The organism is Calidithermus chliarophilus DSM 9957 (assembly GCF_000430045.1).
Lineage (GTDB): Bacteria > Deinococcota > Deinococci > Deinococcales > Thermaceae > Calidithermus > Calidithermus chliarophilus.
Genome location: NZ_KE387027.1, coordinates 110,781 through 129,707, shown reverse-complemented (window position 1 = coordinate 129,707; position 18,927 = coordinate 110,781). Strand labels below are relative to the sequence as shown.

Sequence of the window (18,927 nt, the reverse complement as noted above, 5' to 3'; positions counted from 1 at the left end):
CGCCGGTTTCGGCCACGCCGCCCTTCTGTTACGCTGGGCAGGTCATGAGCCGACCCTGGATGCTCCTCCTCCCGCTCCTGCTGGGCCTGGGCTGGGCCGACACCTCCGCCCGGGGCTCCCACCCGGTCCTGGTGCGGCTGCCGGGGTCCGAGCGGGCCGACCTGCTGGGCTCGAGCCGGGACGGCAGGTGGGTGGAGGCCCAACGAACGGCCCCCGGCGTCGCGGGGGGCGAGCGCTACCGGGTGTTCGCGGGCCCTACGGCGCTGGGCGAGGCCCGGGGCTCGAGGCCCGAGAGCGGCGAGCCCTGCGACTGGAACTACGGGGTGGCCCTGAGCCCCAACCCCTCCCCCGCCCGCTGGGTCGTCGCCACCACCGCCCCCTGGAACCTCCAGCCGCGCAAGGTGGAGGAGCTTCCCGCCGCCAACAGCCCCTACGCCGCCGTGGTGCGCGACCTCCTGGCCCGCAAGGGCCTGCGGAACCCCCAGGTCCGGCTCACCCGCGTGCTGCGGGCCGACCTCGAGGGCGACGGCCGCCAGGAGGTGATCCTGGCGGCGACGCGCTACACCGGGCGCGACGAGCCCTTCCCGCCCGGCCACGGCGAGGTGGGCGACTACTCGCTGGCCGTGGTGCGCCGCCTGGCGAGCAACGACCCCGCCAGCCTGCAGACGCTCGAGCTCGGCGCCTCCGTCACCGTCCGGCCCTCCAGCCCCGGCGCCGAAGCGCCCCAGCCCTACGCCCTGCGCTTCGACGTGGTGGGCGTCTACGACCTCAACGGCGACGGCCGGATGGAGCTGGTGTTCTGGGACGCCTTCTACGAGGGCTACACCCTGAGCGTGCTCGAGTGGGACGGAAAGGGCTTCCGGGAGGCGCTTTCGACGGGCTGTGGGGCCTGACCCTTGGCTTGGGCCGGGCGAGTGTGCTATACTCTTGCCCGTTGTCGTGACGCTGGCCGCAGCCAGCAAGGCGGAGGAAAGCAATGTCGAGGATTTGCGAAATTAGCGGCAAGCGCCCCATGGTGGTCAACAGCATCATCCGCCGTGGTAAGGCCAAGGCCGATGGCGGCGTGGGTAAGAAGACCACCGGCATCTCCAAGCGCTGGCAGACCCCCAACCTGCGCAAGGTCACCGTGCAGGTCGGCGAGCACAGCATCACCTTCAAGGTCGCCACCACCCACGTGCACAAGGTCTACGAGATCGTCGAGCGCTCCAAGGGCATGAACCTCAAGGGCCTCGACGCCAAGCAGGTCAAGAACAAGCTCCTCTCCCTGCTCTGATACCCGATTCGGTCAGTCCGGCGCCGGGCTGACAGGGCCGAAGTTATCCGCGTAGCGGAGGGCGATACCGCCCCTCGGGAGGGATACGCTTTCTTCGCCGACCCTCAGGGAGGGGAGTGCTCTGGGATTCAAAAAGATAGCCTCTGAGGGTCTTTGGGTTTGGATGATTATCTTTTTGAATCCGGTGTAAGCCCTCCTTCAGACGAACGGCCCCCTCGGGGCCGTTTTCCTTTGCCCGGTCCCGCGAGGGCGAGGCCCGGCGGAACTCACGGCGACGTCTCCCCCTCCCGCACGGGAGGGCTCCGCCCCTTTCCCTTAGCGCTGTGACAAAGGAGGGGGCCGCCCGTGGGCGGCCCCCTCCTTCGGTGTGAAGCTTACTTCTTCTCGGTCTCTTCCTCGAGGTCGAGCTGGTTGAGCAGGTCGCCGAACATGTCGCCGAGCTTGACGCTGGCCGAGGCGGCCTCACCCGAGGAGTAGGAGCCGGAGTAGCCGCCGTCGATGCCGCCCATGTCGTAGTCGCGGTCGCGGCCACGGCCCTCGCGGCCACCCTTCTTGCGCTTGCCCGCGCTGGGGCGCTGGTCGGGACGGCCCTCGCGGCCCAGGCCCATGCTGCGGCGGGGACGGTCTTCCTCGCCCGCCTCGCTGGGCATGGGGGGCGGGAGCAGGCGCTTGCGCGAGAGCGAGACGCGCTGCTCGACGGGGTCGATGTTGAGGATGATGGCCTCGACCTCGTCGCCCTTCTTGAAGACCTCGGAGGGCTTCTCGATGCGCTGGTAATCCAGCTCGGAGACGTGGATCAGGCCCTCGATGCCCGGCTCGACCTCCACGAACACGCCGAACTCGGTGAGGCCGGTGACCTTGCCCTTGATGGGGGTGCCCGGCGGGTAGCGGTCGGGGAGGGTCTTCCAGGGGTCGGGCTGGGTCTGGCGCAGGCCCAGGCTCAGGCGGCGCTCCTCGGGGTCGATGCGCAGCACCACGGCCTCGACCTCCTGGCCTTCCTTGAGGATCTCGGAGGGGTGCTTGGGGCGCTTGGTCCAGGAGAGCTCGCTGATGTGGATGAGGCCCTCGAGGCCCGGCTCCACCTCCACGAAGGCGCCGAACTGGGTCAGGCCCACCACCTTGCCGTTCACGCGCGAGCCGATGGGGTACTTCTCGCTGACGTTGATCCAGGGGTCGGACACTAGCGCCTTGATCGAGAGGTTGACCCGCTCACGGTCGGCGTCGACCGAGAGCACCTTGGCGCGCACGGTCTGGCCCTTGGAGATGACCTCGCGGGGGTGGGTGAAGCGGCCCCAGGTGATCTCGGAGCGGTGCACCAGGCCATCCACGCCGCCCAGCGCCACGAAGACGCCGAACTCGGTGACCTCGACCACCTGGCCCTCGACCTCCTGGCCTTCCTGGAGGCTAGAGAGCAGGCCGGAGCGCAGCTTCTTCTGCTCCTCCTCGAGGATGGTGCGGCGCGAGAGGATCACGCGGCCCTTCTTGCGGTTGAGCTCGATGATCTTGACCGCGATGCTCTGGCCCACGTACTCGTCGAGCTCGGGGGTGCGGCGCAGATCGACCTGGGAGGCAGGGAGGAAGGCGCGCACGCCCTCGATCAGGGCTACCAGACCCCCCTTGACCTTCTCCTGGACCTGGACGACCACGGGCTCGCCCTTCTCAAAGAGTTCCTGGAGCCTGACCCACGACTGGTCGCTCTCGGCGCGCTTCTTCGAGAGGATCACCTGACCGTTCTCCAGGTCGGCGCGCACCACGTAGACCGTGACCTCATCGCCGGGCTTCAGGAGCTTCTCCAGCTCTTCCTGCGGCAGGTTGGCCTCGGTGAGCTGGTTGAAAGGGATGATCCCTTCAGTGCGGGTGCCGATGTCCACCATGAAACCGTCGTTGGTCTTGAGGACCACGGTACCGGTGATGACCTGGCCGCGCTGAACGGTCTTCTCGAGCCGGGCCTCCACTTCCTGGAGGGCCTGCTCCATGCTAAAAACTTCGGGGTTTCCGGCTTGGGCCGGGGTCTGGGTTGCCTTGTCTTCCATCCGCCTGTTTCCTCCAACCTTTGTCGCGCCAAAAACCCCGCCCAGCTACTCTGGGCTCGGGTGGGGTGGCCTGCGCGACGGGTCGTCCTCTTATAGAAGCCGCTAGGGGACTCACGAGGACATACCTGTCAGTTATAACACACCTCGAGGCGTTTTGTCCAACGAAAAGGCCGCGAGAACATCGGCTCAGATGGGGCGGTCAACCGGAAGTCGTAGGCCTGTGGCCCGTGGCTCGTAGTTACCCCTCCCCGCCGGCGTTGAGGGCCGAGGCGTCTTGCGTCTTGCGTTTAGCGTTTAGCTATCGGCTATGAGCTATCGGCGTACGGCGTAGGACGTACGACGCACGACCGCGCCTGGCTATTAGCTATTAGCATTTAGCTATCGACATCCACTGTTAGAATGCCCGCATGCAAGTCAAGGAGCTGATGAAGGCTCGGCCCTACACCGTGCGGGGCGACGAACCCTTGATCGTGGCGGCGAGGCGGATGCTCGAGCACGGCCTCGGCGGGCTGCCGGTGGTCAACGAGAAGGAGCAGCTCATCGGGCTGCTCGAGGTCGACGACCTGTTGCCCAAGCCCGAGAACGTACCTTTTTCCACCGTGCAGGCGCTGCAGCTCTTCGGGGAGTGGGTAGACCCCGGTTCTATCGAGAAAATCTACGCCCAATACGCCCGGATCCCGGTGAGCGAGGTCATGCGCACCGAGCTCGCGACCGTGCGGCCGGAGGACTCGCTCGAGACCGCCCTCGCCCGCATGATGGAAGGCCAGCAGTACCGGCGGGTGCTGGTGATCGACGAGCAGAACCACCTGCTGGGCACGCTTACCCGCAGCGACTTCCTGCGGCTGTTCGTGCAGGGGGGGGCCTAGATGCACGGCGCGGGGCACCTGCTCGAGGTCTTCTTCCTGCTGCTGGCCGCGCAGCTCATGGGCTGGCTCTTCCGCCGCCTCAAGCAACCCGCCGTGATCGGGGAGGTGCTGGCCGGGGTACTGGTGGGGCCTGCGCTGCTGGGCCTGGTGCACGAGGGCGAGGTGCTGGAGTTCATGGCCGAGCTGGGCGCGATTTTCCTGCTGTTCATGGTGGGGCTCGAGACCCGCCTGCGCGACATCCTGGCGGTGGGCAAGGAGGCCTTCTTGGTGGCGGTGCTGGGCGTGGCCTTTCCCTTCGTGGGGGGCTACTTCTTCGGGCTCGCCATCGGCTTCGAGCAGTTGCCCTCGCTCTTCCTGGGCACCGCGCTGGTGGCGACGAGCGTGGGCATCACCGCGCGGGTGCTGCAGGAGCTGGGCGTGCTGTCGCGGGCCTACAGCCGCATCATCCTGGGCGCGGCCGTGATCGACGACGTGCTGGGCCTGATCGTGCTGGCGGTGGTCAACGGGGTGGCTCAGAGCGGGGCGCTCGAGCTGGGCACCGCCGTGCGCATCAGCTTGCTGTCGGTGGTGTTCGTGGGCAGCGCGGTGCTGCTGGTGCCGCTGGTGCGGCGCATCCCCGTCCGGTCGCTACCGGTGGGCAGCCCCTTCGGCTTCGCCCTGCTGGTGGGCGTGGGGCTGGCCTCGCTGGCCGCGACAATCGGGCTCGCGCCCATCGTGGGGGCCTTCCTGGCCGGGATGCTGCTGGCCGAGGTGCGCGAGGAGCTGCGGCTGGAGGAGCCCGTGCAGGCCGTCGAGAGCTTCCTGGCCCCCGTCTTCTTCGCCATGGTGGGGGTGCGGCTCGAGCTCGCCGCCCTCGCCAACGCCAGCATCCTGCTCTACGGCAGCGTGGTCCTGCTCATCGCCCTGCTGGGCAAGCTGATCGGCGGCTTCCTGGGCGCCCTCTCCCAGGGCTTCCGGCGGGCCGTGGTGGTGGGCGTGGGCATGGCCCCCCGCGGCGAGGTCGGGCTCATCGTGGCGGCACTGGGCCTGGCGGCGGGCGCAGTCAACGAGGAGGAGTACGCCCTGGTGCTGTTCATGGTGGTGGGCACCACCCTGCTGGCCCCCCTCTTCCTGCGCCCCAGCATCGCCTGGGCCGAGCGCGTGCCCGGGCCCAAGCCCGCCGCGGAACCCGCCGACGAGCCCCGCGCCTAAGGCAAATTCCGGGCATAGGGCGCGGAAGCTGTGCTACACTCGGCTGGATGAAAGCCAAAGCCCTGCTTGCCTGGCTCCTGGGCGCAGCGCTGTGCACTCAACCCTTGATTCTGGCTCAGGAAAACGCCGCAACTGCGTCGCCGCAGGCCACCTACACCGTCCAGCGCGGTGACACCCTGTATTCCATCGCCAAGCGCTTCGGCACCACCGTCGCCGCCCTGAGGGAGCTCAACGGCCTCAGCGGCAACGCCCTGAGCCTCGGGCAGGTGCTCAAGCTGCCCGGCCCGGCTCCCAAGCCCCCCGCCCCCAAGGCCGAACCCCAGGCCAAAACGCCGCCCCCCGAGCCCTCCCCGAGCACCTACACCGTCCAGCCGAAGGACACCCTCTACTCCATCGCCCGGCGCTTCGGCACCACGGTCGAGGCGCTGGTGGCGCTCAACGGCCTCGAGGGGACGGCGCTCGAGGTCGGCCAGGTGCTCAAGCTGCGGGCGGGCGAGTCCAAGGACGCCCCGGCCCCGCCCGCCGAGCCCAAGCCGGAGCCCGCCCCCACCGCCCCCAAACCGGCGGAGGCAGGGGGGCTCGAGTACGACCCCAACCACCCCCTGATGCCCGCCATCCTCAAGTACCTTGGCCTGGTCTACAAGTACGGCGCCAACTCCGACAGCACCCTCGACTGCTCGGCCTTCGTCCAGCGCGTCTACGCCGACATCGGCGTGCGCCTGCCCCGCACCAGCCGCGAGCAGTACGCCGCGCTGCCCGAGGTGACGGGCGAGCTGCGCCAGGGCGACCTGATCTTCTTCAGCTTCGGCGGCAAGGACATCGACCACGTGGGCATCTACCTAGGCCGGGGCGTCTTCGCGCACGCCAACAGCTACGCCAGCCGGGTGGTGATCGAGGGGCTCTCCACGCCCTATTACCAGAAGACCTACCGGGGGGCCCGGCGCCCTGACCTGACCGCCGTAGCCCGGACGGGGCCATGAGCCCGGCCCCGTCCGGCTACGGCAGCGGGCAGAACGACCAGCCGCGCCCCCGGAGCAGGCGCTGCTCCCGCTCGTGGAGGACCACGACGAAGCGGCAATCGCCGGGGTAGTCGTCGCAGGCCACGAAGCGGTAGGCGGGGTCGCGCAGGCCCTGGTTGACCTGCCGCATCAGCGCCAGGTGGTGCAGGAAGTCGTCGTGGCCGTCGGGGTGATCGAGCCGGAAGGCTCGGCCCGCCGCTTTCCAGGTGACCTCCACCGGCCCCAGGGGCGTGTGCCAGCGCTCGAGCACCTCCTGCGGCTCGAACAGGCCCCGGGAGATGCCCGCCCACTCGCGCAGGGTGGTGGCGTAGGCCTCCTCGCCGGGGTAGACGCCCTCGAGGTCGCGGCACCAGACCCGCCGTTCGTCCGGCCACAGCAGAAGCTGGTCGAGCCCCGCCGGGGTGCGCGCTCCGGCCAGGACGTCGGGCCAGTCGAGCCCGTAATAGTCCTTGACGTGCCGCAGGGCCAGCCCGGGGCCGGCGAAGCCGGCGTAGAAGCCCAGGGCTTGCAGCTCGGCGAGGGTCTGCAAGAGCGCTTCCTCGGTGGACAGGGCGGCCATAACGGCTGCGGCTCCTCAGAACCCGGCCTCCTCGAGCAGCTCCCGCAGCACGCGCAGGTTCTCGAGGGCATGGCCCTTGGTCGTGTTGTTGAAGATGAACCAGGCCTGGCTGAGGTCCTCCTGCTCGCGGGCCTCGGCCAGCGACTGCACCCAGAAGGCCAGCTCGTCGCGGGTGTAGCGGTAGTCGTGGCGCTCGGAGGCGCTCTTGCCCTCGTGCCACTTCTCCTTGTTGCGCCCCGACAGCCGCACGTAGACGATCTCGCCGGTGACGTGGAGCTGGTTCTTGGGCAGCCCGGGCAGCGGGGGGTAGTCGGTGCTGACCCAGATCAGGCCCGCCTTCTTGAAGGCCTCGCGCACCTCGTCGTTGTCCCAGGAGTGGTGGCGGAACTCCACGGCCAGGCCGCCCGGGGCCAGGGCCCGGTCGCGGAAGCGCTCGGCCAGGGCCGCGAGGTACTTGCGGTTTTCGGGGGTGCGGTGGAAGCGCTGGGGGAACTGGGCCAGAAAAGGCCCCAGCACGCCCGCCTCGCGCAGCGGGGCCACCGATTCGAACAGGCGCTTGTAGTCGTCGTCGGTGGCGTTTTGCTCGTGGGTCATGCTCTGGTGGATCTTCACGCCCCAGTGCACCCGGCCCCCGCTCTTCTTCAGCATCCCCTCGAAGGCGCGCACGCCGGGGATGTTGTAGAAGGAGGAGTTGAGCTCGACCGCGTTGAAATGCTGGGCATAAATGGAGAGCCAATCGCCCTTCTTGGCTTCGGGGGGGTAGATCAGGCCCACCCAGTCGTCGTTGGTGTACCCGCCGGTGCCCAGGTAGAGTTCCACCCCTCCAGTTTAACCGCTAGTACGGTAGGAGCATAATGGGCTGGCAAGATTTGCACCGCCGCATCCTCGAGCAAGGCGACGCGATGGACTGGGGCGCCGCGCTCACCCCTGGGATCCTGCCCTACCTCGAGGGCCGCGAGCGCGTGCTGGCCCTGGGGTGCGGCCAGGGTCACGACAGCCTGCGGCTGGCCCGGTCGAGCGCTCGCCGGTTAGCGCACCGGCCAGACGAGCTCGGTGCGGTACTCGGCCGGGTTCTCCACCTGCCCCTGGCCCACCAGGTACACCTCCCGGGGCGGCCCGGCCGCCTCGTGGCCGTGCTCGCCCATCCAGGTGGTCACGGCCTGGTAGGCGCGCCCGATCCCGCCGTAGGGGCCGGCGTGCAGGGTGTAGGCCACCGGGCCGGGGGGCAGCTCCCAGGCCCGCAGGTCGCCCCAGGAGCTCCCGAGCCGCTCGGTGGGCAGGCCGGGCTCGTAGTCGAGGTCCTCCTCGTCGAACTCGGCGCCGTGGTAGAGCACGAAGGGGGGCCCCGCGGGGCGGAGGTCCTGCCGCACGAGCGCGGCGTAGAGCTCGGCGAACGCCGCGCCCAGACCCCGGACCATCTCCGGGAAGGGGGCCCGCAGGCGCCGGCTCAGCACGGGCTGCGCGGCTTCGTGGCGCAGGCGCACGGGGTAGGCCGCGCTCAGGGGGGCCGCCTCGAGCCCCTCCAGCGCCGCGATCACCCGCTGGTACCCGGCGACGGCGGCCTCGAGGCGGGCCTTGTGCCGCTCCAGCCGCTCCCGGACCGAGCGGGCGTCCGGGGCCGAGAGCAGCTCGCGGATCTCCTCCAGGGGCATCTCGAGCGAGCGCAGCAGCCGGATGCGCTCGGCCTCGGCGGCCTGGGCCAGGCTGTAGTAGCGGTAGCCGGAGGCCTCGTCCACCAGGGCGGGCTTGAGCAGGCCCAGCTCGTCGTAGTGCCGGAGCATGCGGACGCTCAGCCGGGTGACCTGGGAGAAGCGGCCGATGGGCAGCAGGTTCCTCATGCCTTGCGCACAGGATAGCGGATGAGCGTCCGCAGCTTCTCGGGGGCGGCGCGCAGGGGGTCGCCGAGGTAGATTTCGTGATGCTTGCCGGCGATGGCGTACCCCTGCTCGGCGATGGCGGCGTGGAGCCGGGCGAGGGTGGGGCCTTCGGCGGCGTAGGGGCCCACGTGGAGGGTCTGCGCGCACAGCCCCTCGCCGAAGCGCTCGAGCCGCACCCGCTCCAGCCCCTCCAGCCCCTTCTTGCGGCGCAGCTCGGCCCTGGCCCGCTCGAGGTCTTCGGGGGTGAGGGCCTCGGGCTGGGCGATCATCAGGGTCCAGCTCCACTCGCCGCGGCGGGAGAGCAACTCCTCGAAGCTCATGCCCTCGGCCCCCTCCACCCACCACAGGCCCTCCAGCGGCCCCACCTTGTGCTCGAGCCCCCGGGACTTCTTGAGCATGAATTTGATGGCGTAGGACAGGCTGTAGAGCGCCTGGACCACCTGTTTGAAGCCCTCCGAGTTGGGGTCGCCGAGGCCGTCCACCACCAGGAAGGGCATCTGCGGAACTTCCACCAACACCACCTGGCCCTTGGGCGCCTTGTAGAGCTCACCGGCCTTCGTTCCCGTGCCGACCATTCGCCTCACCTCCTGCCCTCAGGGTCAACCCTGACACGGCCGGAGGGTCAAGGCCCACGGCTCATACCGGATTCAAAAAGATAATCATCCAACCCAAAGACCCTCAGAGGCTATCTTTTTGAACCCCAGAGCGCACCCCTCCCTGACGGTCGGCGAAGCAAGCGTATCCCTTCGGTCGGGTCAGTACGCCACCGAACGGTGGCGCACTGACCGAATCGAGTATCAGAAGGCGGGGGCGGCGGGGGCCTCGAGGGAGGCCGAAGCCTCGGGGGCGGGCTCGGGCGGCGGGGCCTGGTCGTGGTCGGGGAGCAGCGTCTCGGCGTCGCGCACGGCCGGGAACAGGTAGCCCCCTAAGCCCACCAGCGCGCCCAGGATGCCGGTGAACACCAGCATCAGGGCGATCCCGGCGCCCGGCCCCGTGCCCACCAGGCCGCCGAAGGTGCCCGCCAGCGCCCCGCCGGGCATCATGGCCGGGGTCATGAGCTTGTCGGCCACCGGGCCCGCCAGCAGCATGGCGAGGGGGTTGGCGACCCAGGCGATCATGCGCCGGGCGGCGAAGACCTTGCCCTGCACGTCCGGGGGCACCTTGGCCTGCCAGATGGCCTGGTTGGAGCCGTTGAGGATGGGGATGGTCACCAGGGCGATGAAGCTGGCGAGCGCCCACAGCGCCACGCCCTGCCCCAGGCCCATGAGCAGGCTGCCGGAGAGGCTCGAGACCACCATCCCCGCCAGCACGCCGTGCACCTTGCGCCGGGGGCCGCCCCAGGTGGACAGCAAGAGCCCGCCCAGCACCCCGCCGACCCCGGCCGCCGTGCGGACGATGCCCATGGCGGTCTCGTCGTTGCCGGTGCGGCTGAGGATCATGGCGGGCTGGACGGCGTGCCCGAAGGTGGCGAAGAGGTTGAGCAGCAAAAAGGTGGTCTGCAGGCCCAGCAGGCTCGGGCGGGCGAAGATGTAGCGGAAGCCGTAGGCCGCCTCCTGCAGCAGGCTCCCCCGGCTCTCGCGCCCCGCGGCGCTCTGCCGGGGCTGGGGCACCTTCACCACGAGCAGGGCCCCGATCGCCACCAAAAAGCTCAGCAGGTCGATGATCAGGAGCCCCCCGACCCCGATCAGGCCGTAGAGCACCGCAGCCAGCATGGGCGCCCCGATCCCCGCCACCGACTCGCTCAGCGACAGCAGGCCGTTGGCCCGGCCGTACTGCTCCTTGGTCACCATGGTGCTGATGGCCGCCGAGAAGGCGGGCCACTGGAAGGCGTGGAAGGCCCCGCTGACGGCCGCGGCCAGGTAGAGGTGCCAGATCTGCAAGCCCCCGCCCAGGTAGAGCCCGAAGACCATCAGCGTGGCGGCAGCCGAGCCCAGGTCGGAGAGCATCATCATCAGCTTGCGGTTGCTCCGGTCGACCAGGGCCCCGGCGAAGGGGGAAACCGCGATCAGGGGCAGGAAGTGGAAGAAGCCGATCAGGGCGAGGGAGGTGGCCAGGCCGGTCTGCTCGAAGGCCCACAGCATCAGCCCGAACTGGCTCATCTCCGAGCCCAGGATGGAGACGAGCTGCCCCGAGGCCACCAGCGTGAACCCCGGAAGTCCGGTGGGTGCTCTAAACCTCCGCATACGGTGTCGGTGAGGGCGCTCCTCGAGCCCGGCCCGCCCGGAGGGCACCTGCCCCCCTCGAGCGCGACCCTGCCCGCCTTGCGCCCGGCGTGCCCACAGGGTAGCGGCCCTCTACTCAGATCAAAAGCCAGCGTGTAGAGTAGTAAGAACATGTCCGCGACCGTGGAAATCCCTCCGATGGTGGAGGTCAGGAACCCCCTGGCCGCCCGCATCCTGGCCGACCCCGACGTCGCCTTGTGGCTCAAGCCCTTCATGAAGGCCGAGCTGTCGGTGAAGGAGGCCGCCGAGACGCTCAAGGTGCCGCTGCAGACCCTGCACTACCGGGTCGAGCAGATGGTGGAGGCGGGGCTGCTCGAGGTCGTGGGCCTCGAGGCCCGCCGCGGCCGGCCCATCAAGCGCTACCGGGCCACCGCCACCGGCTTCAAGGTGCCCCTCGACCTCATCCCCCCGCGCATGCTCGAGGACCTCGAGAGCGCGGTGTTCTGGTCGCGGCAGTTGCAGGAGGGCCTAGAGCGCACCCGCCGGCTGCCGAAGTACCGCGACCACCTCACGGTCTACCTCAACGAGCACGGCCTGATGATCTTCGGCTCGAGCCACGAGAAGGTGCGCCCCAAGCTCCTCGGCGACGACGAGCCGGCCGTGCTCAGCCTGTGGACCATCGGCCTGCACCTCACCCGCGAGGACGCCAAGGCCCTGCAGGCCGAGCTGTGGGAGATCTACCAGCGCTACCACAAGCGCCAGGGGCCCGAGCGCTACGTGCTGCACCTGGGGATGGCGCCGCACCCCGACGGCAGGTGAAAGCGGGCCGGGGGGTCCCCCGGCCCGCGCAGTTTTGGGGCTACCTGCAGGTGCGCAGCCCGAACTGGCCGATCAGGAAGGCCTCGAGGCTGGTCGAGCCGCTGGAGAAGGTCAGGGTCACGTTCTCGCCGGGCACGCAGTTGCCGTTGGCGTCGTCGAGGACGCCGGAGAAGGTGACCTGCTTCTTGTTGACCTTGAGCACGCCGTTCTGCAGGCGGAAGCTCGCCTCGGGGCCGCTCTTGAACTGGTCGGCCAGGAAGCTCAGGGCCAGCGACTGGCCGTCGGCGCTGACGCCGGCCGAGAAGTCGAGGTTGGCGGGCATGAAGTTGCTGAGGCGGCCGCAGCCGCTGCGCTCGACGGCGCCCACGCTGGAGACGTCCCACTGCACCGAGGCCTCGTTGCCGGCGCCCTTGGCGCTCAGGGAGCCGCTGGTGTGGACCTTACTGGCGCCGATGCTGTAGCGGGCGCTGGCCTCGATGGCCCTGCCGCCGCCCGGGCGGTTGACGAAGCCGCTGAGCTCGAGCGCGTCCGGGGCGTCGTAGAGGTACTTGCCGGCCAGGCAACTGCTGGGGTGCCAGGCCACGGCGAGGGTGCCCTGGGCGAGGACCTGCGCGTCGAGGCTGACCTTGGCCGTCATCTTGGTCGGGGCTTCGATGAAGTAGCCCTGGTAGGGGCTGCCGTCGTTGGTCAGCATGTGGAGCTGGACGGTGGGAGAAGGGGCGCCCAGGCTCGAGGCGTCCCAACATGGAGCGCTCACGAAAGCGAGCCCGCCCTGCGGCCGCAGGGCGGGCGGTGGGGGGCTCGCGAAGCCCGGCGCCCTAGGCCAGCGCCTCCTCCGCGGGGGTGTACGGCAGCCCGAACGCCTCGGCCACGCCGGCGTAGGTGAGCTTGCCCTGGTGGGTGTTGAGGCCCTTGCGCAGCACGGGGTTGTGGCGCAGGGCGTCGAGGCCCTTCTCCGCGAGCTGCAGCAGGTAGGGCAGGGTCTCGTTGGTGAGGGCGAAGGTGCTCGTGCGGGGGACGGCCCCGGGCATGTTGGCGACGCCGTAGTGCACCACGCCGTCGACGACGTAGGTGGGGTCTTTGTGGGTGGTGGCGCGGATGGTCTCCACGCAGCCGCCCTGGTCCACGGCCACGTCGACGATGACCGCGCCCTCCTTCATGGTGGGCAGCATGTCGCGCGTGACCAGCTTGGGCGCCTTGGCGCCGGGGATCAGCACCGCCCCGATCAGCAGGTCGGCGTGCTGGATCGCCTTCTTGATATTGGCCTCGGTGGAGGCCAGGGTGATGACCCGCCCCCCGAAGATGTCGTCGAGGTACTGCAGGCGGGACTTGGAGACGTCGAGGATGGTCACCTGAGCACCCATGCCGAGCGCGATCTTGGCGGCGTTGGTGCCCACCACGCCCCCGCCAATGATCACCACGGAGGCCGGGGCCACGCCGGGCACCCCGCCCAGCAGCACGCCGCGCCCGCCGTGGGGCTTCTCCAGGGCGGCGGCGCCCACCTGCGGCGCCATGCGCCCGGCCACCTCGCTCATGGGGGTGAGCAGGGGCAAGGAGCCGTCCTCGAGCTGCACCGTCTCGTAGGCGATCCCGGTGGTCCCCCCGGCCAGAAGGGCCTTGGTCAGGGGCTCGTCGGCGGCGAGGTGGAGGTAGGTGTACAGCAGCAGGCCCTCGCGCAGGTACTTGTACTCCTCGGCGATGGGCTCCTTGACCTTGACCACGACGTCGGCGGCCCAGGCCTCCTCCGCCGAGACCATTTGGGCCCCGGCCGCCTCGTACTCCGCGTCGGAGAGGCCCGAGCCCACCCCGGCGCCCTGCTGCACCAGCACCTTGTGCCCGCGCCGCACCAGGCTCTCCACGCCGCCCGGGGTGAGGGCCACCCGGTTCTCCAGGGTCTTGATCTCTTTCGGCACGCCAATGACCATAGCTTCCTCCTCTTTTTTCCTAGAGTTTAGGGAGCGGTTTGGCGCTTTTGAATGCGGATGATGCGAAAAATGGGCAAAAGCGGTTTAGATCCTTAGGTATAATTCCCCCCATGCCTTACGATTCAAGCAAGCTGCTCGACGCGACCAACCTGGCGATCCTGCGCGAGCTGCAGCAGGACGCCCGGCTGTCCTACAGCGAGCTGAGCCGCCGGGTGGGCCTGAGCGTGCCCGCCGTCACCGAGCGGGTGCGGAGGCTCGAGGACGCCGGGATCATCGAGGGCTACGGGGTGCGGCTGAACTTCGAGGCCCTGGGCTACGGCATCACCGCCCTGATCGAGCTCTCGGCCCCGCCCAGCCGCTACCCCCAGGTTCTGGCCTTTTGCGAGCAAACCCTCGAGATCCGCGAGAGCTACTTCGTAACCGGCGATTCCTCCTACGTGGTGCGGGTGGTGGCCCGCTCGGTGCAGCACCTCCAGGAGATCATCCAGCGGCTGGGCACCTTCGGCAACACCCGCACCTCGGTGGTGCTCTCGAGCCCCATCATCAAGACCAGCTTCGACCTCGAGGGCCTCAAGCGCTAGCCGCCGGCGGGGTGGGCTGAAAGTTAAGGCCGTCCTAGGGCAACGCTCATGCTCCTGGCCGGGCTTTTGTTATCGTTGCCCGGTACGAGGAGGAACCTGTGAAGCGATTTTCCCTGGCGTTGCTCGGCACGGCTCTGGCAGCGCTGCTCACCGCGTGCCCGAGCACCCAGCCGCCCGCCAACGAGGCCCCCGTCATCGCCTCGTTCAGCGTCAGCCCGCAGGCCGGTGCCGCCCCCCTCCAGGTAAACTTTTCCTGGAACATCTCCGACCCCGACGGCGACAGCCTCACCTGCAAGATCGACGCCGACAACAACGGCACCTTCGAGCACACCGTCACCGGCTGCACCTCCTCCTCGACACGCCAGCACACCTACCCCGCCGGCGGGACCTACACGGCACGGCTGGTGGTGAGCGACCCGGACGGCGCCAGCGACGAGCTCACCAAGACGGTCACGGTGGGCGCCAACCGGGCCCCGATCATCGCCTCCTTCACCCGTAGCCCGGCCTCGGGCAACGCGCCGCTCGAGGTCACCTTTTCCTGGAGCGTCTCGGACCCCGACGGCGACTCCCTGGCCTGCATCCTCGACGTCAACGGCGACGGGAACGCCGAGTTCTTCCTCAGCCCCTGCACCAGCGGCAGCCAAAAGCACACCTACACGGCTTCCGGCACCTACACGGCGCGGCTGACGGTGAGCGACGCGGGCGGGCTCGAGGCCCAGCAGACCGCCACGACCACCGTGGGGCCGGGCGGCGGCGGCAACCAGCCGCCGGTGATCGACGCCTTCAACCGCGACCCGGCCTCCGGCACCGCTCCCCTGGCGGTCACTTTTAGCTGGGCCATCTCCGACCCCAACGGCGACCCCCTCACCTGCAAGCTCGACGTGAACAACGACGGCACCTTCGAGCACACCGTCACCGGCTGCACCTCTTCCTCGACGCGGCAGCACACCTACAACGCCGCCGGGAGCTACACCGCCAAGCTCGTCGTCAGCGACGGCAAGGGCCTGGAGAGCAACAAGACCGTCTCGGTCACCGTGACCTCGAGCCAGCCCAACCGGCCGCCCGTCATCAGCTCCTTCGCCGGCACCCCCGCCTCGGGCGTCGCTCCCCTGCAGGTGACCTTCTCCTGGGCCATCTCCGACCCGGACGGCAACGCCCTCACCTGCAAGCTGGACGTGAACAACGACGGCACCTTCGAGTACACCCTCAGCAACTGCACCTCGAGCTCCACCCAGAAGCACACCTACGGCAGCGCCGGGAGCTACACGGCCAAGCTGGTGGTGAGCGACCCCGCCAACGCCAGCGCCCAGCAGACGGCCACGGTGACCGTTTCGAGCCCCAACCAGGCCCCGGCGGTCAACTCCTTCAGCGCCAGCCCGAGCAGCGGCACGGCCCCGCTGACGACCACCTTTAGCTGGAACGTCTCGGACCCCGACGGCGATAGCCTGACCTGCAAGCTCGACGTGGACAACAACGGCACGTTCGAGTACACCCTCGACAACTGCACGTCCGGCTCGAGCCAGCAGCACACCTACGGCGCCGCGGGCAGTTACACCGCTAGGCTCGTCGTCAGCGACGGGCAAAAGGAGAACAGCAAGACCACCACGGTCACGGTGAACGCCCCTGGCGGCGGTGACCCCTACAACATCACGCTACGCTTTACCGGGACCCTGACTACCGGCCAGCAAGCGGCTTTTGACGCCGCCGCCGCGAAGTGGGAACAGGTCATCACCCAGGGCTTCGCCAGCACCAGCCTCAACATCCCCGCCGACGAGTGTGCCGACGGCCTCCCCGCCTTCAACGGCTCCGTCGACGACATCCTCATCGACGCCGCCGTGGTGCCCATCGACGGCCCGGGCGGCGTCCTGGGGCAGGCGGGGCCGTGCTACATGCGCACCGCCGACCGCCTCACCCTCTACGGCGTCATGCAGTTCGACTCCGCCGACCTGGCCAACCTGGAAGCCAACGGCCTGCTCGACGAGGTGGTCTTCCACGAGATGGGCCACGTGCTGGGCATCGGCACGCTGTGGAACTACGGCCGCTCCTTGCTGACCGGCGCGACCGGTCCTGATCCTCGCTTCGTGGGCGCGAACGCGGTACGGGAGTGGCAGGCCCTCGGGGGGAGCGGGAACGTCCCCGTCGAGAACACCGGCGGGGCCGGCACCCGCGACGGGCACTGGCGCGAGTCGGTGTTCGACAACGAGGTCATGACCGGCTACCTCAACAGCGGGGCCAACCCCCTGAGCCGCCTCACCATCGGCTCCCTGCAGGACCTCGGCTACACCGTCAACTACGGCGCGGCCGACCCGTACAGCCTGCCGGGGCTCAAGGCCTCGAGCGCCGCCAAGACCCCGCTCAACATCATCCTCATCAAGCCCAAGGGCTCCATCCCCTAGCCTGAAGGGCAATTTCGTGACCGGGGCTCGGCGGCCCCGGTCATTTTTGAAGGCCGGATGAGCCGAGCCTCAACTTTCCGACGAAGAAAATGAGAGCTACACGCGCTTATCCTGAGCTTGGGAGGTACTCAATGCGATTCATTGCCCTAGCATTTTCGGTTCTAGCCCTCGTGTCCTGCCAGTCCACGCCTAAGCCCGGAGGGAACGACCCCTACAACATCACCCTCAATTTCGTGGGCTCGCCCACCGGCAACCAAAAAGCGGCCTTCAACGCTGCCGCGGCCCGGTGGCAGCAGGTCATCACCAAGGGACTCCCCGAGCAGAAGCTCCAGATCCCTGCCAACGACTGCGGCGACGGCTTCCCGGCCCACAACGTCACCGTCGACGACCTGTTCATCGACGCGGCCGTGGTGGACATCGACGGCCCCGGCGGCGTCCTCGCGCAGGCCGGGCCGTGCTACGCCCGCGACGCCGACGACCTGCCCTACTACGGCGTCATGATGTTCGACTCCGCCGACCTCGAGCAGCTCGAGGCCGACGGCCAGTTGCAGGACGTCATCTTCCACGAGATGGGGCACGTAATCGGGTACGGGACCCTGTGGAACTACGAGCGCAGCCTGCTCGTCGGCGCGGGCACCAGCGACCCCCGCTTCGTCGGCGCCAACGCGGTGCGCGAGTGGCGGGCGCTGGGCGGCGCCGGCGACGTGCCCGTCGAGAACACCGGCGGGCAGGGCACCCGCGACAGCCACTGGCGCGAGAGCGTCTTCCAGACCGAGATCATGACGGGGTACCTCGACGCGGGGGTGATCAACCCCCTGAGCCGCGTCACCATCGGCTCCCTGCAGGACCTGGGCTACACCGTCAACTACGCCGCCGCCGACCCGTACGACCTGCCGGGGCTGAAGGCCTCGAGCGCGAAGAAGATCCCGCTCAACGTCATCCTGATCAGGCCCAAGGGCAGCCGCTAATACCGGATTCAAAAAGATGATCGTCCGAACCAAAGAGCCCCAGAGGCTATCTTTTCGGACCCCAGAGCACACCCCTCCCTGACGGTCGGCGAAGCAAACGTCTCCCTCCCGAGGGGCGCTACCGCCCTCCGCTACGCGGATAACTTCGGTCGGCCGCCCCGCCAAGGCGGGGCGGCGTCACCATTCGGTGACGAACTGACCGAATCTGGTATAAGCCTTACAGCGACGGGAAAAGCCAGGGGGAATCCCCCTGGCTTTCGCTTTGCCCGGGATCACCCGACCAGCGCCTCGAGCTCTTCGACCATGCCTCGGAGCACCTCGAAGCCGCGCTCGACCGGCTCGGGGCGGGTCATGTCGATGCCCGCGACCTTGAGCGCGTCGGTGGGGTACACCGAGTCGCCCGCCTTGAGGAAGTCCATGTAGCGCCGGGCGGCGGGCTCGCCCTGCTCGAGCACGTCCCGTGCCAGCGCGTTGGCGGCGGCGATGCCCGTGGCGTACTGGTAGACGTAGAAGGGGCTATAGAGGTGGGAGAAGTTCATCCAGCCCGAGCCCAGCCGCTCCTTGTCGATCTCGACCTCCCCGCCGTAGCCCTCGGCGAAGAGCTCGGCCAGGCGCTCGATGAGGAAGGGCGCGGTGAGGGCCCCGCCCCGCTCGATGCGCTCGTAGAGCTCGAGCTCGAAGCGGGCCAGGGTGGGCATGACGAAGAGGTAGCGGTGGAAGTTGGAGAAGGCCTCCTCGAGCACCGCCAGCCGGTAGGCGGGGTCTTGGGCCTCGCGCAGCAGCATGGCCCGCACCATCGCCTGGTTGAAGTTGGAGGCCACCTCGGCGATGAACAGGCTGTAGCGGGCGTAGATGGCGGGCTGGGTGCCGCGGGTGAAGTAGGAGTGCATGGAGTGGCCGAGCTCGTGGGCCAGGGTGCTCATACCCTTTCATGCTGATGCCTTCGCCCTCGGCCACCAGTGGAAGAGGGTGTGCCGCCGCAGGGTCTTTGGGTCCCCCTCCAGGACCCGGCACCGCTCGGCCACCCCCTCCATCATCTCCTGCAGGTCCTGGAAGTACCGGTTCGCCACCGCCTCGTTCACCAAAGGCCACACCCGCTCCACCGGTTGCAGCTCGGGGCTGTAGGGGGGCAGAAAGACCAGACGTATCCCTTCAGGCACCTCCACCTTGGGGGAGACGTGCCACCCCGCCCGGTCCAGCACCACCCAGGCCTCCTCTTCCTCCCGCAAGGCGGCCCTGAACTCCCGCAGCACCCAGC

General features: G+C 69.1%; 19 protein-coding genes. 9 read left to right on the top strand and 10 right to left on the bottom strand.

What is annotated here, in order from left to right; translation table 11 throughout:
* The first annotated feature begins 44 nt into the window (after positions 1–44).
* Positions 45–893: a hypothetical protein gene (locus MEICH_RS25880; protein WP_157202890.1), complete on the top strand. Its 849-nt coding sequence runs from the start codon at positions 45–47 to the stop codon at positions 891–893.
* Positions 894–976: 83 nt separating this feature from the next.
* The gene (locus MEICH_RS0117650; protein WP_027893686.1) at positions 977–1,273 is read left to right on the top strand and encodes a large ribosomal subunit protein bL28; all 297 of its coding nucleotides are present in this window, start codon (positions 977–979) and stop codon (positions 1,271–1,273) included.
* 374 nt (positions 1,274–1,647) lie between these two features.
* Here the strand turns inward: MEICH_RS0117650 and MEICH_RS0117645 are convergent, their stop codons facing one another.
* Positions 1,648–3,306 carry a 30S ribosomal protein S1 gene (locus MEICH_RS0117645; protein ID WP_027893685.1) on the bottom strand — a complete coding sequence of 553 codons (1,659 nt, stop codon included), beginning with the start codon at positions 3,304–3,306 and terminating at the stop codon, positions 1,648–1,650.
* A gap of 407 nt (positions 3,307–3,713) precedes the next feature.
* Between MEICH_RS0117645 and MEICH_RS0117640 the strand changes: the two genes are divergently transcribed.
* Genes MEICH_RS0117640 through MEICH_RS0117630 form a run of 3 tightly spaced genes read left to right on the top strand, consistent with a single transcriptional unit; the run spans position 3,714 to position 6,343 of the window.
* The gene (locus MEICH_RS0117640; RefSeq protein WP_027893684.1) at positions 3,714–4,172 is read left to right on the top strand and encodes a CBS domain-containing protein; all 459 of its coding nucleotides are present in this window, start codon (positions 3,714–3,716) and stop codon (positions 4,170–4,172) included.
* Positions 4,173–5,363 carry a cation:proton antiporter gene (locus tag MEICH_RS0117635; protein WP_027893683.1) on the top strand — a complete coding sequence of 397 codons (1,191 nt, stop codon included), beginning with the start codon at positions 4,173–4,175 and terminating at the stop codon, positions 5,361–5,363. It abuts the gene before it with no gap.
* A 47-nt stretch (positions 5,364–5,410) separates the two neighbouring features.
* On the top strand, positions 5,411–6,343 hold the full coding sequence (locus tag MEICH_RS0117630; protein ID WP_027893682.1) for a C40 family peptidase: 933 nt from the start codon (positions 5,411–5,413) through the stop codon (positions 6,341–6,343).
* Between the two features lie 16 nt (positions 6,344–6,359).
* On the opposite strand, the gene MEICH_RS0117625 is transcribed toward MEICH_RS0117630, so the two are convergent.
* From MEICH_RS0117625 to MEICH_RS25875, 5 genes are all read right to left on the bottom strand, one after another.
* Entirely contained in the window at positions 6,360–6,941 is a 582-nt protein-coding gene (locus tag MEICH_RS0117625; RefSeq protein WP_027893681.1) for a hypothetical protein, read from the bottom strand.
* A 15-nt stretch (positions 6,942–6,956) separates the two neighbouring features.
* Complete coding sequence (locus tag MEICH_RS0117620; RefSeq protein WP_027893680.1) at positions 6,957–7,760, bottom strand: DUF72 domain-containing protein; 804 nt, start codon at positions 7,758–7,760, stop codon at positions 6,957–6,959.
* A 209-nt stretch (positions 7,761–7,969) separates the two neighbouring features.
* Entirely contained in the window at positions 7,970–8,779 is an 810-nt protein-coding gene (locus MEICH_RS0117615) for a MerR family transcriptional regulator (RefSeq protein WP_027893679.1), read from the bottom strand.
* The gene (locus tag MEICH_RS0117610) at positions 8,776–9,393 is read right to left on the bottom strand and encodes a GyrI-like domain-containing protein (protein WP_027893678.1); all 618 of its coding nucleotides are present in this window, start codon (positions 9,391–9,393) and stop codon (positions 8,776–8,778) included. The genes MEICH_RS0117615 and MEICH_RS0117610 overlap by 4 nt, the downstream gene beginning before the upstream one ends.
* 222 nt (positions 9,394–9,615) lie before the next feature.
* Entirely contained in the window at positions 9,616–11,001 is a 1,386-nt protein-coding gene (locus MEICH_RS25875; protein ID WP_051304323.1) for an MFS transporter, read from the bottom strand.
* 150 nt (positions 11,002–11,151) lie between these two features.
* Here MEICH_RS25875 and MEICH_RS0117600 point away from each other — a divergent pair, with 150 nt between their 5' ends.
* Positions 11,152–11,799 (top strand): winged helix-turn-helix domain-containing protein, encoded by a 648-nt coding sequence (locus tag MEICH_RS0117600; protein ID WP_051304322.1) that lies wholly within the window; start codon positions 11,152–11,154, stop codon positions 11,797–11,799.
* 40 nt (positions 11,800–11,839) lie between these two features.
* On the opposite strand, the gene MEICH_RS0117595 is transcribed toward MEICH_RS0117600, so the two are convergent.
* Together MEICH_RS0117595 and ald are read right to left on the bottom strand one after the other, a co-directional pair.
* Entirely contained in the window at positions 11,840–12,556 is a 717-nt protein-coding gene (locus MEICH_RS0117595; protein WP_157202889.1) for a hypothetical protein, read from the bottom strand.
* A 61-nt stretch (positions 12,557–12,617) separates the two neighbouring features.
* Positions 12,618–13,724 (bottom strand): alanine dehydrogenase, encoded by a 1,107-nt coding sequence (gene ald, locus MEICH_RS0117590; RefSeq protein ID WP_027893675.1) that lies wholly within the window; start codon positions 13,722–13,724, stop codon positions 12,618–12,620.
* A 110-nt stretch (positions 13,725–13,834) separates the two neighbouring features.
* Between ald and MEICH_RS0117585 the strand changes: the two genes are divergently transcribed.
* From MEICH_RS0117585 to MEICH_RS25865, 3 genes are all read left to right on the top strand, one after another.
* Positions 13,835–14,305, top strand: coding sequence for an Lrp/AsnC family transcriptional regulator (locus MEICH_RS0117585; RefSeq protein ID WP_027893674.1), 471 nt, complete (start codon positions 13,835–13,837; stop codon positions 14,303–14,305).
* Between the two features lie 98 nt (positions 14,306–14,403).
* Complete coding sequence (locus tag MEICH_RS27380; protein ID WP_084542410.1) at positions 14,404–16,701, top strand: PKD domain-containing protein; 2,298 nt, start codon at positions 14,404–14,406, stop codon at positions 16,699–16,701.
* 131 nt (positions 16,702–16,832) lie between these two features.
* On the top strand, positions 16,833–17,669 hold the full coding sequence (locus MEICH_RS25865) for a leishmanolysin-related zinc metalloendopeptidase (protein WP_169730702.1): 837 nt from the start codon (positions 16,833–16,835) through the stop codon (positions 17,667–17,669).
* Positions 17,670–17,941: 272 nt separating this feature from the next.
* On the opposite strand, the gene MEICH_RS0117570 is transcribed toward MEICH_RS25865, so the two are convergent.
* Complete coding sequence (locus tag MEICH_RS0117570; RefSeq protein ID WP_027893673.1) at positions 17,942–18,592, bottom strand: M3 family metallopeptidase; 651 nt, start codon at positions 18,590–18,592, stop codon at positions 17,942–17,944.
* A 6-nt stretch (positions 18,593–18,598) separates the two neighbouring features.
* Positions 18,599–18,927, bottom strand: a 329-nt coding sequence (locus MEICH_RS30515) for a transposase (RefSeq protein WP_174422452.1), incomplete at its 5' end; no start/stop codon positions are given.

Coding starts and splice junctions, on each gene's coding strand:
- MEICH_RS25880 (WP_157202890.1), top strand. CDS start 45: ATGAGCCGACCCTGGATGCTCCTCCTCCCGCTCCTGCTGGGCCTGGGC.
- MEICH_RS0117650 (WP_027893686.1), top strand. CDS start 977: ATGTCGAGGATTTGCGAAATTAGCGGCAAGCGCCCCATGGTGGTCAAC.
- MEICH_RS0117645 (WP_027893685.1), bottom strand. CDS start 3,306: ATGGAAGACAAGGCAACCCAGACCCCGGCCCAAGCCGGAAACCCCGAA.
- MEICH_RS0117640 (WP_027893684.1), top strand. CDS start 3,714: ATGCAAGTCAAGGAGCTGATGAAGGCTCGGCCCTACACCGTGCGGGGC.
- MEICH_RS0117635 (WP_027893683.1), top strand. CDS start 4,173: ATGCACGGCGCGGGGCACCTGCTCGAGGTCTTCTTCCTGCTGCTGGCC.
- MEICH_RS0117630 (WP_027893682.1), top strand. CDS start 5,411: ATGAAAGCCAAAGCCCTGCTTGCCTGGCTCCTGGGCGCAGCGCTGTGC.
- MEICH_RS0117625 (WP_027893681.1), bottom strand. CDS start 6,941: ATGGCCGCCCTGTCCACCGAGGAAGCGCTCTTGCAGACCCTCGCCGAG.
- MEICH_RS0117615 (WP_027893679.1), bottom strand. CDS start 8,779: ATGAGGAACCTGCTGCCCATCGGCCGCTTCTCCCAGGTCACCCGGCTG.
- MEICH_RS0117610 (WP_027893678.1), bottom strand. CDS start 9,393: ATGGTCGGCACGGGAACGAAGGCCGGTGAGCTCTACAAGGCGCCCAAG.
- MEICH_RS25875 (WP_051304323.1), bottom strand. CDS start 11,001: ATGCGGAGGTTTAGAGCACCCACCGGACTTCCGGGGTTCACGCTGGTG.
- MEICH_RS0117600 (WP_051304322.1), top strand. CDS start 11,152: ATGTCCGCGACCGTGGAAATCCCTCCGATGGTGGAGGTCAGGAACCCC.
- ald (WP_027893675.1), bottom strand. CDS start 13,724: ATGGTCATTGGCGTGCCGAAAGAGATCAAGACCCTGGAGAACCGGGTG.
- MEICH_RS0117585 (WP_027893674.1), top strand. CDS start 13,835: ATGCCTTACGATTCAAGCAAGCTGCTCGACGCGACCAACCTGGCGATC.
- MEICH_RS25865 (WP_169730702.1), top strand. CDS start 16,833: ATGCGATTCATTGCCCTAGCATTTTCGGTTCTAGCCCTCGTGTCCTGC.
- MEICH_RS0117570 (WP_027893673.1), bottom strand. CDS start 18,592: ATGAGCACCCTGGCCCACGAGCTCGGCCACTCCATGCACTCCTACTTC.